The organism is Streptomyces sp. NBC_00078 (assembly GCF_026343335.1).
GTDB lineage: Bacteria > Actinomycetota > Actinomycetes > Streptomycetales > Streptomycetaceae > Streptomyces.
Window position 1 is genome coordinate 5,456,575 of sequence record NZ_JAPELX010000001.1, and the last position, 13,702, is coordinate 5,470,276.

Below are 13,702 nucleotides of genomic sequence, written 5' to 3' on the forward strand. Positions count from 1 at the left end.
GGGTGGTGGGGCTGTGATCGATCGGCAGACGGATCGCGTCAGAAGGTCAAGCGCCGGGAGAGCCTGTGCTTCGTCACTTCTGGCACTCCTTCGCCTTCCCCTTGACCTCCACCACTGATGCCTTCCAAGCCTTGGAGGAGCCAGTGGGCGGACGCATGAGCAGCTGGTACTTCACGTAACTGTCGGCGTTCACCGCGGTGTAGAGGATCTTGCCGCTCTTGATTTCCTTGCTGTAGGACTTGCCCTGGTTTCGGCAGAAGGTGACGAGTTCGCGCTTGCCGCCGCTCAGCGTGGTGACGCCTGCGGCGTAGTACTTGTCCGTCCCCGTGACGGTCCAGTGCCCCTTCACCCAGGCTTGGATCTGCGACTTGGCGTACTGCGCAGCCTGACCCTTCGAGTAGTACTGGTATGCGGGGTCGTTCGGATCCTGCTTGGAGATGCCGTGCTTCAGGGCCCGGATGTAGTTCTCCGCGTCGGAAAGCGCAGACGCCTCCTTGGCATCGGACGGCACCTCGAAGTCGAAGACGAGGTGGAAGTCGCTGGGCACGCTGACGTCGGGAGCGCCGGCGTCGGACGTAGACGCCGAAGCCGACGGACTCCCCGCCCCCGTATCCGCCCCCTTGATGTCCCCCGAAGACGACTTGTCACTCCCACCGCACGCAGTGAGCAAAAGCGCCGCCGCGGCGGTGAGCGAGGCGGCGGCAGTGGTCAGAGTGCGGCGGGTCACGCTTGGTCTCCCCCGAGGTCGGTGTGCGCAACAGAGATCGAAGCTATCAGGGGTAGTTGAGGGACCCTCGAGTGCTGACAGGGGATTGTGTGGGAGGTGTGAGGCGCGTGACGTGGCGTGTGCGACGGGTGTGGATGCTGAGCGGTGGGGCTGTGATCGATCGGCAGACGGATCGCGCTCAGGACCCGCCGAGGTTCAGCGGTTGACGGAGGCCGTGTCGCCGCCGTGGGAGCCGGTGACGGGCTTGTCGGCATAGGCGGTGCCTGCGGTCCAGAACAGGGCGCCGGAGGCCAGGACGACGCCCCATTTCAATCGCCGAGGGGTGATCACTCCTGGCACTCCTTCGCCTTCCCCGTGACGGTTACCGATTGGGCCTTCCATACCGGTGAGGCCTTCGTCGACGCCATGAGGATGTTGAACTTCAGGTAGCTGCCCAGGCTTTCCTTGGTGTACAGGACCTTCCCGCTCTTCACTTCCTTGCCATAGGCCTTGGCCTGGTTCTCGCAGAACGTGACGCGTGTGAGCTTGGCGCTCTTCGACGCGCCGCCATCGCTGGTCTCGGCTTGGTAGTAGCGGTCGGTGCCGGTGAGTGTCCAACCCCCCTGCACGTACGTCTTGATCTGTGAGTTCGCATATCGCGCCGCATCCCCAGCCGAGTAGTACTGGTACGCCGGGTCGTTCGGGTCCTGCTGGGTGACGCCGTGGTTGATCGCACGGATGTAGTTCTCCGCGTCCCCCAAGGCGGCCACCCTGTCCGTGTCCGATGGCGTGTCGAAGTCGAAGACCAACTTCAAGTCCTTGGGAAGGCTCACATCCGGCCTGTCCGCAACGGCCGAGGCAGAAGCCGACGCCGAAGCCGACGGACTCCCGCTCCCCGTATCCGCCCCCTTGATGTCATCCGAAGACGACTTGTCACCCCCGCCGCACCCGGTGAGCAAAAGCGTCGCCGCGGCGGTGAGCGCGGCGGCAGTGGTCGGCAGTGCGCGGCGGGTCACGGTTGATCTCCCCCGAGGTCGGCGTGTGCGACGGGCGTGGATGTGGGGTGGTGGGCCTGTGATTGATCGGCAGGCGGATCGCGCTCAGGGGGCGGTTGGTGGGGGCGGCCTGCCTCGTGTACTCCGCCCGTCTTGTTGCAAGAGCAGGTCCGTTGGGGCTCAGCGGTTGACGGCCTGGATCTCCTGGACGTTCATGTCCTGGGTCGTGTCGAAGGTGCCTTCGGGGAGGTCGCCCTTCGCGCCGCCCGTGCCTTCCCACGAGACCTGCCAGGTGATGCTGGCCTTCAGGTGGTACGGCGTGCCGTTGGTGGCGTGGAGGTACGTGATGCCGCAGGAAGGGGTCTTGCCGGCATCGCCCTTCTCGTACGGGGAGCCGATCGAACCGTCGTCGTTGATCGTGCAGTCGCCCGAGGCGGGGTAGGTCGTCGCGTCCTCGGTGCCGGGGTCCAGGTGGAGGGCGACCGGCTTGGCGGTCGTCACGGCGTAGAGGTTGGTGCGGGGGAGTTCGGCCCGGACCTTGATCTCCCGGAAGGTGCCCTTGTCGAGCCAGGCCCAAGTGGGCAGGTTCACCGTGGACTTGGTGGTGGGCCTGAGTTCGATCTCGGTGTCGGGGACCTTGACCTGGTTGTAGGCGTACTCGGCGAGCATCTCGGGCGTGGGGGCGTGGGCGACCTTGGGCACCACGTTGGCGTCCTGCCAGAACATGATCTTGCCGCAGTCCCAGGACTTGGGGTCGCTGTCGTCCGGCGCGACGCTGCGCCAGAAGTAGCCGTCCTTGCCGATGTTGTAGTCCTTGTAGCCCTCGGCGGTGCTCTGCTCGTCGTCGAAGTTGGTCTCCGGCTTGCCGTCCTGGTAGTGGTCGGTCCAGAGCCCCTTGCCGTACCAGGACTCGTGGATGCCCACGTCCCCGTCGCCGTCGTTCTTGTCGACGAAGTCCTTCAGCTCCTGGCCGGTGAAGACGGGCTCGTACCAGCAGGCCGGGGGCTTCCAGTTGACGTCCACGGAGGAGAGGGCGCCGCGCTTGCCGCCGGTGGGGCCGCTCACCTGGCGGACCTTGATGTGGGAGTAGGTGGCGGAGGCGTAGATGTTCTTGTCGTGGGCTCCGCCGTGCGGTCCCGTGTTGGAGCCCCCGCTGCCAACTGCTCCGGCCGGCGTGGAGGCGAAGAGAATCCCGGCGAGAGAGGCGATTGCCGCCGGTACTGCACGCGTGGGCCTCATCCTCAGCAGCCGCCCCTCTTGCCGCGCGTCGACACGTTCTGCCAGACACCGTCGGCGTTCTTGGTGAGCGTGACCGTGTAGAACACCTTCGGGTTCGTGCCCGTTGGGTTCCCCTGGACTTCCTTCGTCTTGCGTTGCCTCGTGTATGCCTTGCTCTCGTCGGTGCAGTACGACACCGCAGCACGCGTCTTCTTGTCACCTAGCAGTGTGGGCTTGGGGTCGTATACCGGCAGCTTGCCGAAGACGGTGAGGTTCTTGCTCGTGTAAGTCTTGATCCACTGCCGGTCTTGCGACAGACCTGATGCGGTGTCGTAGAAGCCAAGGGCCTCGCCGCCATCGGGCTCGTTGGCGGTGATCGCCGCGTATCCCGCGCGGAGCTGGTCCTTGGTGTCATTGAGGACGGCTTGTTCGACCGCGTCACTGCTCGTCCAGTCCTCGAACGTCAACTGGAACTCGCTCGGGAGTTTGATCTCGGGGCGCTTGACCCCGGACGCCTGCGAAGTCGACGCCGAAGCCGACGGACTCCCGCTCCCCGTATCCGCCCCCTTGATGTCATCCGAAGGCGACTTGTCGCCCCCGCCGCACCCGGTGAGCAGAAGGGCCGCGGCTGCAGTGAACGCAGCGGCAGTGGTCGGCAGTGCGCGGCGGGCCACGGTTGATCTCCCCCGTTGTCGGTTGTGTGCAACGGGGAACGAAGCTATCAGGGGCGAGTAAGAGGGCCTGGAGTGCCTGTGGGGGATTGTGTGGGGAACGTGAGGAGTCTGGTGTGGCGGGTGCCATGGGCGTGGATCGTAGGCAAGTACGGCCATGGCGACGGGCGCGGGGCAACTCAGGCCAAGGGGGCAGGCAGTGACGTATCGGGTGAACGGCGAGGTCTCAGGTCCGTATCCGATCTTCAGCGGCCCAAATCAGAGTCCATAAGATCTCTGTAGGCTCAGTACATCTCACGCACCCCAGGCAACCCCAGGCCACCCCACCCCACACAACCCAGGACACCCGCCATGCCGCGACGCAGCACCTCAAGCTCGACGGGACGCTCGACGGGCAACTCGACGGCTCCCAGGAACCGGACGCCCCAACCCGTGAGGATCCGGCGGCGTTCCGTCGGGGACTTCGTCAAGGCGTTCTTCGCGTTCGTCGCGCTGCTCGGCCTCGTCGTCGGGGTGCCGGGTGCACTCGCCGTGTCCATCGGGTGGCCGTTGCCCAGCGGGGTGCCGAGTCTGGAGTGGCTCCAGCAGGAGATCACGGTCACGACCTTCCTGCACATCCTGACCGTCGTCGTCTGGCTCGCCTGGGCCCAGTTCACCGCCTGTGTCCTCGTCGAGGTGAAGGCGGCTCTCTCCGGCGTCGGCGTCCCGGGCCGTGTCCCCGGTGCCGGTCCGAGTCAGATTCTCGCCCGGCAGCTCGTCGCCGCTCTCCTCCTCGTCGGCGCCACCGCCGCCAGCCTCACCCCGGGGTTGTCGAACCTCGGGCACAGTCTGGACGGCAACCAGAAGCCGACCGTCGCCGCCGCCCAGGCGACTCCCGGACTCTTCGCCCAGCAGCAGGAGCAGGCGGCCACTACCGCCGCCGCCCTCGCCCAGCAGGCTTCCCACGCGCAGGCGGACGCCGGCAGCAACGCCAAGCAGCACGGCGACACGAAGTACTACCGGATCCAGCCGCCCGAGGGGCGTCACCACGACTCCCTCTGGGAGATCGCGCAGCGCCACCTCGGTGACGGGCGCCGGTACAAGGAGATCTACGAGCTCAACAAGGACCGGACCCAGCCGGACGGTTCCAAGCTGTCCGAGGCCAGTCTGATCCGGCCCGGATGGATCATGGAGATGCCCGGAGACGCACACGGCGGCGAGCTGGTCGAGGCGCCCGACGCCTCCGCCCACGCCTCCTCCTCGGCCCAGCAGCAGATCCACGACTACGCCAAGTCCGGCGACCACGCCCAAGGCAGCCACGCGCAGGGCGGCGGTCATCACGCCCAGCAGGTCTCCCTGCCCGAGCAGCGGCCCGCCTCCGACGGCGGCCGTCAGCACGCCGCCCCCGCCGCATCCAGCAGTGCCAGCAGCGCCTTCGGACTTCCGCAAGCACTCATCGGCGCCCCCCTTCTCGCCGCCGGCCTCCTCGGCGCTCTCGGCCGTCGCCGCCGGCAGGCGTTGTGGCAGTCGGCGCTCGGTGCCATCGGCGGGCGGCGCGGGATGGAGCCGCCGCTGCCGGCCGGTGACGCCGCCGACGCGCAGGACGCCCTCCTCGTGGGCGCCGACCCCGAAGGCGTACGACTGCTGGACCGTTCGCTGCGGGGGCTCGCTGCCCAGCTCGCCGGTGAGTCGCGGGATCTGCCCACCGTCTACGCCGCCTGGCTCAGCAAGGGCGATCTGCATCTCCAGCTCGCCCAGCCCGCCGGGAAGCCGCCCGCGCCCTGGCAGCTCGGGCAGGACCAGACGTTCTGGATGCTGGCGAGGACCGACGCCGAGCGGTACGAGGACGTCGACACGGCCGCGCCCTACCCCGGCCTCGTCAGCCTCGGCACCATGGACGACTCGCGGCTGCTGCTCAACCTGGAGTCGGTGCCCGGCATCGTCTCCCTGAGCGGCCGCGAGGCCGACCGGGCCGCGGTGTTCGCGTCCGTCGCCGCGGAGCTGGCGACGAACGGCTGGTCGGACCGCATGACCATCACCCTCGTCGGCTTCGGCGAGGATCTGACTCCCCTCGCGCCGAACCGGCTGCGTCACCTCGGCGGCATCGACGACCTGATCGAGACCATGGAGGCCGAGACGCGGCAGCGGCGGGGAGCACTGGGTGCCGCCGGTCACGACTCCGTCCTCACCGGGCGTACGGGGCCTGCCCAGCACACTCGTTGGGCGCCGCACCTCGTCCTGCTCGCCGCCCAGCCCTCCGCCGAGGACGCCGTCAAGCTCGCCGAACTCGCCTCCGACGCGAGCCGGCTCGGCATCGGCTACCTCGTCGGCACCGAGACCGGCGATCTGCCCGGCGCCGCCTGGGAGATGGAGGTCACCAGCGAGGGCAAGCTCCTCGCCCCGCTGCTCGGACTCGAACTCGACGCCCAGCTCCTGCCGTTGGCCACCCAGCGCGCCGTCGTCGAGCTGTTCGTCGAGGCCGACCCCGAGCACGATCCCCAAGGGCCCGTCCCCACCCCGCCGTTCCTCGTCGACATCAGCGAGCAGGGGCGGCCCGCGGTGTACGCGCGCCTCGTCGGCCCGTACGAGATCATCGGCCTCGACACCCCGGACGGCGAGCGCAGCGCGCTGCTGCACGAGGCGCTCGCGCTGCTGCTGCTGCACCGCGAGGGCGTGCACCCGCGGGTCCTGTCGTCCGCCCTGTGGCCGCGAGGGGTCACCGAGGACGTGCGGGACGCGCTGCTGGAGCGGCTGCGGGTCTGGCTCGGCGCCGATCCCGACGGCACTCCCCGGCTCTCGGCCGACTCGACCGGGCGGCTCGTGCTCGCCAAGTCCGTCGTGTCGGACCTGGACGTGCTGCGCTCGCTCTACCACGAGGCCACTCAGGGCAAGGGCGTCAACAGCCGTGTCGTGCGCGGGCGGCTGCTGACGGATGCGCTGGTCCTGGTCCGCGGCCCGCTGCTCGCCGACCGGCCCGAGGGGCGCTACCGCTGGCTCACCCACGAGATCATCGATGCCCAACTCCCGCTGCTCGTCGCGGACATCGGGCTCGCCCTGTCCGCATTCCACCTGGAGAAGGACCGCGCGGAGAAGGCCATCGAGGCCCTGGGCGCCTCCCTCAACTCCGCTCCCGCCGACGAACGCCTCTGGAACGAGCTGCTGCGCGCCACCCACGCCACCGGTGACGCGGGCCGCCTCCAGGCCCTGGCCTCCGACCTCGTGAACCGCAGCGGCGCACGCGGACTGCCGCCGCGCACTGAGGCGCTGCTCGACGAACTGCTGCCGACGTGGCGCAGCGGCGCCGCCGCGGTCGGATGAGCAGCGGGTTGAGCACCAGGTCCATCAGTGGGTTGAGCAGGGCAGGGGCGACGGGTTGAGTACGGGGCTGTTGGTCGCCGTCGCCGCGCTGTGGGGTGCGGCGACGGGGGCGCTGCTGCCGCGCGCCGTGTACCGCTTCTCCGTACCGTCCGGGGAGGACTGGCGGGACCAGTGCCCCGGCGAGCATCCCCTCGGCCGGTGGATCGGGCGGGCCAGGTGCGAGCGGTGCGGGCCCACCGAACCGTCCTACGGCCCCGGCGTCGCCGCCCCGGCGATCGCCACCGCCCTCGTCTGCGCCGCCCTCGCCGCCGCCACCGGTACCCGGCCCGAGCTGGGCGTCTGGCTGCTGCTCGCGCCCGTCGGCGTGCTGCTCGCGGTGGTCGACTTCCGGGTGAAGCGGCTGCCCGACGTCCTGACGCTGCCGCTCGCGGGCGCCGCGCCGGCGCTCCTCGGGGCGGCGGCACTCGTACCGGAGCACGCCGGTGACTGGCTCACCGCGCTGTACGGCGGCCTCGCGCTCGGCGGCGCCTTCTTCGTGCTGTTCCTCATCAACCCCGGCGGCATGGGCTTCGGCGACGTCAAACTGGCGCTGGGCCTGGGCGCCGCGCTCGGGTGGTACGGCTGGCCGACGGTCATGCTGGGCACCTTCGCCGCGTTCCTGCTCGGGGCGCTCTACGGGGGCGCGCTCGTTGTCGTACGGCGGGCCGGGCGCAAGACGGCCATCGCGTTCGGGCCGTTCCTGATCACCGGAGCGTTCGTCGGGCTCCTGATCGGCGCGTACGCGGCCTGACCGCGGCGGGCGCATACGGGACCTGATGTCCTTGTCGCATACGTGACCTGATGTCCCCGGCGCGTACGCGGCCTGACGTCGGCGGTGCGAAACGGCTGGCGTAGGCTGGTCCGGTCTGTCCACAACCCTTGACGAAAGGGACGCCCCGGTGACCGAGAAGGCCGATCTTCAGTCCGTCCTCGACCGTGCCGCGGCCGGCGGACGGATCACCCCGGAAGAGGCCCTCGACCTCTACCGCGACGCCCCGCTGCACGCGCTCGGCGCCGCCGCGGACGCCGTACGCCGCCGCAGGTACGCGGGCACCGAGCACATCGCGACGTACATCATCGAGCGCAACATCAACTACACGAACGTGTGCGTCACGGCGTGCAAGTTCTGCGCCTTCTACGCCGCCCCGAAGGACACGGCGAAGGGCTGGACGCGCGACCTCGACGACATCCTGCGGCGCTGCGCGGAGACCGTCGAGCTGGGCGGCACCCAGATCATGTTCCAGGGCGGACACCACCCGGACTACGGCGTCGAGTACTACGAGAAGCACTTCGCCGCCATCAAGCAGGCCTTCCCGCAGCTCGTCATCCACAGCCTGGGGGCGAGCGAGGTCGAGCACATGGCGCGGATCTCGAAGGTGTCGGTCGAGGAGGCCATCACCCGCATCCACGCCGCCGGCCTCGACTCCTTCGCGGGTGCCGGTGCCGAGCTGCTCCCCGAGCGGCCCCGCAAGGCCATCGCGCCCCTCAAGGAGAGCGGCGAGCGCTGGCTGGAGATCATGGAGACCGCCCACCGGCTGGGCGTGGAGTCGACGTCGACCATGCTCATGGGCACCGGCGAGACCAACGCCGAGCGCATCGAGCACCTGCGGATGATCCGCGACGTACAGGACCGGACGGGCGGCTTCCGCGCCTTCATCCCGTACACCTACCAGCCGGAGAACAACCACCTGAAGGGCCGTACGCAGGCCACGCTCTTCGAGTACCTGCGGATGATCGCGATCGCGCGGCTGTTCATGGACAACATCCAGCACATCCAGGGCTCCTGGCTGACGACCGGCAAGGAGGTCGGCCAGCTGTCGCTGCACTACGGCGCCGACGACCTCGGCTCGATCATGCTGGAGGAGAACGTCGTCTCGTCCGCCGGTGCAAAGCACCGCTCCAACCGGCTTGAGATCATCGACCTGATCAGGAAGGCCGGCCGGGTCCCCGCCCAGCGGGCCACGACGTACGAGCACATCGTCGTCCACGACGACCCGGCGAACGATCCCGTCGACGAGCGGGTCATGTCCCACATCTCGTCCACGGCGATCGAGGGCGGCACCGCACATCCCGAGCTGAAGCTCCTCACCTCCAACTGACCTGGACCGAAGCGAGTTGGAGACCATTCACGCCGCTGACGAGGTGCGGTGCACCTGGGATGCGGAGCCGATCGAGCACGGTGCCGTCGTGGTGGGCCGGGACCGGATCGGTGCCGTGGGCACGTTCGAGGAACTGCGCGAGCGGTTTCCGGGCGCCCGGGTGCGCAGATGGCCCGGCGTGCTCGGGCCCGCCCGCATCCACGAAGGGCCGCTGCCCGACGCCCCGTCCCCGCGCGAACGCATCCACGCCGTGCTCAAGCTCGGTGCGGTGGCCGTCCTCGAGGACTACGTGGACTCGCCCGAACTCCGGGCCGCAGCCGAGCGGAACGACGTGATCGTCCTCCCGCGCACCCAGCGGACGGCGATCAGGCAGACGGGCCGCGCCGACCTCGCCGTACTCGACGAAAACGGCGCATGCATCGCGACGGTGTGCGCCGGGCGCCTGGTGCACCGAAGGCGCTAGTGCTCTGACCACATTGGTTCGCCGGGTTGGTGGTCGGGGCGGTTGGATGTGCGGTGACGTCCGATCCGAGTGCTGGGGGTGCGGTGGCTGAGCCTGTCCGCGTGCGCAGGTTGACCGACCAGGAGGGGCAGAAGCTGCAGCAGATCGTGCGCCGGGGCAGCACCAGTTCGGTGCGCTTCCGACGCGCGATGATGCTACTGGCGTCGGCTGGCGGGAACCGGGTCCCGGTGATCGCCCAGCTGGTGCAGGCCGACGAGGACACAGTCCGGGATGTGATCCACCGGTTCAACGAGATCGGCCTGGCCTGTCTGGACCCTCGGTGGGCGGGAGGCCGTCCCCGCCTGCTCAGTCCTGACGACGAGGACTTCGTCGTCCAGACGGCCACCACCCGCCCGACCAAGCTCGGCCAGCCCTTCACCCGCTGGTCCATCCGCAAACTCGCCGCCTACCTGCGGAAAGTCCATGGGCGGGTCATCCGCATCGGTCGCGAGGCATTACGCCGTCTGCTCGCCCGCCGCGGCATCACCTTCCAGCGCACCAAGACGTGGAAGGAGTCCCCGGACCCCGACCGCGAGGCAAAGCTGGACCGGATCGAGGAGGTCCTGGACCGCTTCCCGGACCGGGTCTTCGCGTTCGACGAGTTCGGCCCGCTCGGAATCCGCCCCACCGGCGGTGCGTGCTGGGCTCCCGCCAGTCATCCCGAGCGGCACCCGGCGACCTACCACCGCACCCACGGCGTCAGGTACTTCCACGGCTGCTATTCGGTCGGCGACGACACGCTCTGGGGCGTCAACCGCCGGAAGAAGGGGGCCGCGAACACCCTGGCCGCGCTCAGGTCGATCCGGGCCGCCCGCCCGGACGGCGCCCCGATCTACGTCATCCTGGACAACCTGTCCGCCCACAAGGGCGAGACGATCCGCCGCTGGGCGAAGAAGAACCGCGTCGAGCTGTGCTTCACGCCGACATACGCGTCCTGGGCCAACCCGATCGAGGCGCACTTCGGACCGTTGCGGCAGTTCACCGTCGCGAACTCCAACCACCGCAACCACACCGTGCAGACCCGGGCCCTGCACGCCTATCTGCGCTGGCGCAACGCGAATGCCCGTCACCCCGACGTGCTGGCAGCCCAGCGCCGCGAGCGCGCTCGCATCCGCAGCGAGAAGGGCATCCGTTGGGGCGGACGTCCCCTCGCCGATGCCGCTTGACCGGCCGGATATCTTTCCCGGCCGAGTCCTAGCAGTAGCCGTCCACGCTGGCGCCGACTGGAGCGAGGTTGGGCCAGGGACGCCCTGCTCTGTCGGAGGCAGCGGACCGTAGGAGGTCAAGAAGAGTGCACCCTGGGTAGCCCCGGAAGCTCGCGTAGGTGCCCCGGTAGTAGCAGTTCCAGTAGCTCACGACCCGCCGTTGCGTGCGTGCGAAGAAGGCCGGGTTGTCCACGATGAACTGCCCGTAAGCGAGGTGGCCGCAGGTGCCGGGCGTGGCGAGGCCACGGAGCTCATCGCAGATGACCACCAGGATTTCCAAGACGTACTCGCCAACCAGCTGCACGACGAAGGGGACGACCCATGGGTCCGTGGAACCAACGACCTTCTCCAGATGACGCTGTCTGACCACCCCGTCGCAGTGCCTTGAGTACAGACAGTGCAGAAGCTGCCGTTGGCGCGACGAAAGCGACGCCACCGCGTCAGTTGGCGGCTCGCCGTTGTAGAGGCGGCCGGGGATCAAAACCTGCTGGCCCTCTACAGCGACCGAGAACGAGGCATGCGGCGGGAACCGAGAATCAGGCATCACCGCCAGGACTGCCTCGGCATCGCTTGCAAGCTCGGCTGGGAACGCCGTGACCAACGGATTGCTGCTGTCGGAAAGCGGCTGCACGAGCCGAGCATAGGCGGATGCCACGGCCAGGTAGCCGGCATCAATGGCCACACACCCGCTCAACCCGGCGAAGGTATGCGGTCAGAGCACTAGTAGACTGTCGCGACTAAGTGTCGTGCTGGTTGGTGGAGTTGGGGTCGGGCGAGCTTCGCTTGTCGCTTCCGTTCGACTGGGCAGGGGTGCCGTGTCCTCGCAGAAGAAGTATCCGGTCGCGTTGAGCGCCGAAGATCGTCGGGCGTTGGAGCGTGTGACGACGACGGGGGTCCGCAGCGCGTCGATGATCAGGCGGGCGCGGGTACTGCTCGCGCTGGACACCTCGGTCGGTGAGGTCGATCCGCGGGCGGTGATCGCGGACCGGGTCGGGGTCTCGTGCGATTCGGTCCGCCTGATCTCGAAGCGCTACGCGGAGACCGGCGGCGATGTGTGGGCCACGGTCGGCCGGAAGGAACGCGCACTCCCGCCGGTGCCCTCTGTGGTGACCGGCGAGGTCGAGGCGAGGCTGATCGCGCTGGCCTGCTCGACGCCGCCCAAAGGACACGCCAGGTGGTCGCTGCGCCTGCTGGAGAAGCACGTCGCGCTGGTCGAGGACATCCCGGATCTGGACCACTCCACCATCGGCCGGGTGTTAAAAAACGGAACTGCGTCCTCATGTGAAGAAGTGCTGGACCATTCCGCCGGCTGCGAATGCGGCCTTCGCCGCGGCGATGGAGGACGTCCTGGCGGTCTACCACCGACCCTTCGATCCGGCGCGCCCGGTGGTGTGCATGGACGAGAAGCCGTACCAGCTCCTCGGCCACGTCCGCGATCCGCTTCCCGCGCAGCCGGGCCGTGACCGGCGTGAGGACAACGAGTACGTCCGCTCGGGGACCTGCTCGATCTTCTGCTGGGTCGAGCCGCTGCGCGGATGGCGGCGCGTCGACGCCCGGCCCCGCCGGACCAGGGTCGACTGGGCGCACCAGGTCGAGCACCTGCTGACCGTGGACTATCCCGACGCCGCCACGGTCGTGCTGGTGATGGACAACCTCAACACCCACACCACCGCCTCGCTCTACGAAGCGTTCGACCCGGCAAAGGCCTTCGCGCTGGCCCAGCGCCTGGAGATCCACCACACCCCCAAACACGGGTCCTGGCTCAACATCGCCGAGATCGAGCTCTCCGCGCTCACCCGCCAGTGCCTGGACCGCCGCATCGACGACCTCGCCGTGCTCAACGCCGAACTCGCCGCCTGGCAGCAGCACACCAACAGCAACCAGCGCCAAGTCGACTGGCACTTCACCACCGACGACGCACGCGTGAAACTACGCCACCTCTACCCAACCACATAGCGAAATTAAGTCGCGACAGTCTACTAGTCGTATGGACCCGGAGGGGTTACCTCCCGCCGGAGAGCCAGTGGTTCATGTTCGGCATCGGCTGGATCCTGATCGCGGTGTTCACCCTGTTGTGCGGATGAGTGGACGACGTGGCCGCGAAGAAGAAGCCCAGACTGCTTCCGTGAGGGCGGACTGCAACAATGGCGGCGTGACCCGCGCTTCCCTGAACAAGCAGCCGCACGAAGTCGCCTCGATGTTCGACGACGTGGCGGAACGGTACGACCTGACGAACGACGTGCTGTCGCTCGGCCAGGACCGGGTGTGGCGCAAGGAGGTAGCCCGGGCGGTCGACGCCCGGCCCGCGCAGAAGGTCCTGGACCTGGCGGCGGGTACGGCGACCTCCTCGCTGCCGTTCGCGCGCACGGGCGCGTACGTCGTCCCCTGCGACTTCTCCATCGGCATGCTCCAGGTCGGCAAGAAGAAGCACCCCTGGCTGCCGCTGACCGCGGGCGACGCGACGAAGCTGCCGTTCGGGGACGACGTCTTCGACGCCGTCACGATCTCCTTCGGACTGCGCAACGTGCAGGACTTCGACGCCGCCCTGCGCGAGATGTACCGGGTGACCAAGCCGGGCGGACGAGTGGTGATCTGCGAGTTCTCGCACCCGACCTGGGCGCCGTTTCGCACGGTCTACACCGAGTACCTGATGCGGGCCCTGCCGCCGGTCGCGCGCGCGGTCTCCTCCAACCCCGACGCCTACGTCTACCTCGCCGAGTCGATCCGTGCCTGGCCCGACCAGCCCGCGCTCGCCGACCACCTGCAGAAGGCCGGCTGGTCGAAGGTGGCGTGGCGCAACCTCACGGGCGGGGTGGTGGCCCTGCACCGCGGGTTCAAGGAGGCCTGACCCTCGCACGGGCCGCCCTGAGCCTTGCCCGGTCGGCCTGGCCTCCGCACGTGTCGCCCTGAGCCTTGCCGGGTTCGGCCGACCCCCGCGCGGGGCGCCCTGAACTCCGCACGGGGTGACCC

General features: G+C 68.9%; 13 protein-coding genes and 1 pseudogene. 8 read left to right on the forward strand and 6 right to left on the reverse strand.

Annotated elements, in window-relative coordinates:
• Window positions 1–73: 73 nt before the first annotated feature.
• The 5 genes from OOK07_RS25640 to OOK07_RS25660 all read right to left on the reverse strand — a co-directional run bounded on the left by OOK07_RS25640 (window position 74) and on the right by OOK07_RS25660 (window position 3,593).
• Window positions 74–727, reverse strand: a complete 654-nt coding sequence (locus OOK07_RS25640) for a hypothetical protein (protein ID WP_266798752.1) — start codon at window positions 725–727, stop codon at window positions 74–76.
• Window positions 728–922: 195 nt separating this feature from the next.
• Window positions 923–1,057 carry a hypothetical protein gene (locus OOK07_RS25645; RefSeq protein WP_266798754.1) on the reverse strand — a complete coding sequence of 45 codons (135 nt, stop codon included), beginning with the start codon at window positions 1,055–1,057 and terminating at the stop codon, window positions 923–925.
• Complete coding sequence (locus tag OOK07_RS25650; protein ID WP_266798756.1) at window positions 1,054–1,722, reverse strand: hypothetical protein; 669 nt, start codon at window positions 1,720–1,722, stop codon at window positions 1,054–1,056. Before OOK07_RS25650 ends, OOK07_RS25645 begins: the two co-directional genes overlap by 4 nt.
• A gap of 159 nt (window positions 1,723–1,881) precedes the next feature.
• Window positions 1,882–2,940: a hypothetical protein gene (locus OOK07_RS25655; RefSeq protein ID WP_266798758.1), complete on the reverse strand. Its 1,059-nt coding sequence runs from the start codon at window positions 2,938–2,940 to the stop codon at window positions 1,882–1,884.
• A 2-nt stretch (window positions 2,941–2,942) separates the two neighbouring features.
• The gene (locus OOK07_RS25660) at window positions 2,943–3,593 is read right to left on the reverse strand and encodes a hypothetical protein (RefSeq protein WP_266798760.1); all 651 of its coding nucleotides are present in this window, start codon (window positions 3,591–3,593) and stop codon (window positions 2,943–2,945) included.
• Window positions 3,594–3,941: 348 nt separating this feature from the next.
• On the opposite strand from OOK07_RS25660, the gene OOK07_RS25665 reads away from it, so the two are divergent.
• The 5 genes from OOK07_RS25665 to OOK07_RS25685 all read left to right on the forward strand — a co-directional run bounded on the left by OOK07_RS25665 (window position 3,942) and on the right by OOK07_RS25685 (window position 10,693).
• The gene (locus OOK07_RS25665) at window positions 3,942–6,887 is read left to right on the forward strand and encodes a BTAD domain-containing putative transcriptional regulator (protein WP_266798762.1); all 2,946 of its coding nucleotides are present in this window, start codon (window positions 3,942–3,944) and stop codon (window positions 6,885–6,887) included.
• A 55-nt stretch (window positions 6,888–6,942) separates the two neighbouring features.
• Window positions 6,943–7,677, forward strand: coding sequence for a prepilin peptidase (locus OOK07_RS25670; RefSeq protein WP_266798764.1), 735 nt, complete (start codon window positions 6,943–6,945; stop codon window positions 7,675–7,677).
• Between the two features lie 148 nt (window positions 7,678–7,825).
• A complete protein-coding gene (mqnC, locus tag OOK07_RS25675) occupies window positions 7,826–9,025 on the forward strand; it encodes a cyclic dehypoxanthinyl futalosine synthase (RefSeq protein ID WP_266798766.1) in 1,200 nt (399 codons plus the stop codon).
• A gap of 16 nt (window positions 9,026–9,041) precedes the next feature.
• A complete protein-coding gene (locus tag OOK07_RS25680; protein ID WP_266683148.1) occupies window positions 9,042–9,488 on the forward strand; it encodes an imidazolonepropionase-like domain-containing protein in 447 nt (148 codons plus the stop codon).
• An 83-nt stretch (window positions 9,489–9,571) separates the two neighbouring features.
• Window positions 9,572–10,693: an IS630 family transposase gene (locus OOK07_RS25685; RefSeq protein ID WP_323182926.1), complete on the forward strand. Its 1,122-nt coding sequence runs from the start codon at window positions 9,572–9,574 to the stop codon at window positions 10,691–10,693.
• A 28-nt stretch (window positions 10,694–10,721) separates the two neighbouring features.
• On the opposite strand, the gene OOK07_RS25690 is transcribed toward OOK07_RS25685, so the two are convergent.
• Complete coding sequence (locus tag OOK07_RS25690; RefSeq protein ID WP_266795180.1) at window positions 10,722–11,363, reverse strand: hypothetical protein; 642 nt, start codon at window positions 11,361–11,363, stop codon at window positions 10,722–10,724.
• 277 nt (window positions 11,364–11,640) lie between these two features.
• Here OOK07_RS25690 and OOK07_RS25695 point away from each other — a divergent pair.
• From OOK07_RS25695 to OOK07_RS25710, 3 genes and pseudogenes are all read left to right on the forward strand, one after another.
• Window positions 11,641–11,931 (forward strand): annotated as a pseudogene (locus tag OOK07_RS25695) (helix-turn-helix domain-containing protein); the annotation flags it as partial.
• An 82-nt stretch (window positions 11,932–12,013) separates the two neighbouring features.
• Window positions 12,014–12,688 (forward strand): IS630 family transposase, encoded by a 675-nt coding sequence (locus OOK07_RS25700; RefSeq protein ID WP_266675648.1) that lies wholly within the window; start codon window positions 12,014–12,016, stop codon window positions 12,686–12,688.
• 196 nt (window positions 12,689–12,884) lie between these two features.
• Window positions 12,885–13,580 carry a demethylmenaquinone methyltransferase gene (locus OOK07_RS25710; protein WP_266683150.1) on the forward strand — a complete coding sequence of 232 codons (696 nt, stop codon included), beginning with the start codon at window positions 12,885–12,887 and terminating at the stop codon, window positions 13,578–13,580.
• Window positions 13,581–13,702: the final 122 nt, after the last annotated feature.

Coding starts and splice junctions, on each gene's coding strand:
- OOK07_RS25655 (WP_266798758.1), bottom strand. CDS start 2,940: ATGAGGCCCACGCGTGCAGTACCGGCGGCAATCGCCTCTCTCGCCGGG.
- OOK07_RS25665 (WP_266798762.1), top strand. CDS start 3,942: ATGCCGCGACGCAGCACCTCAAGCTCGACGGGACGCTCGACGGGCAAC.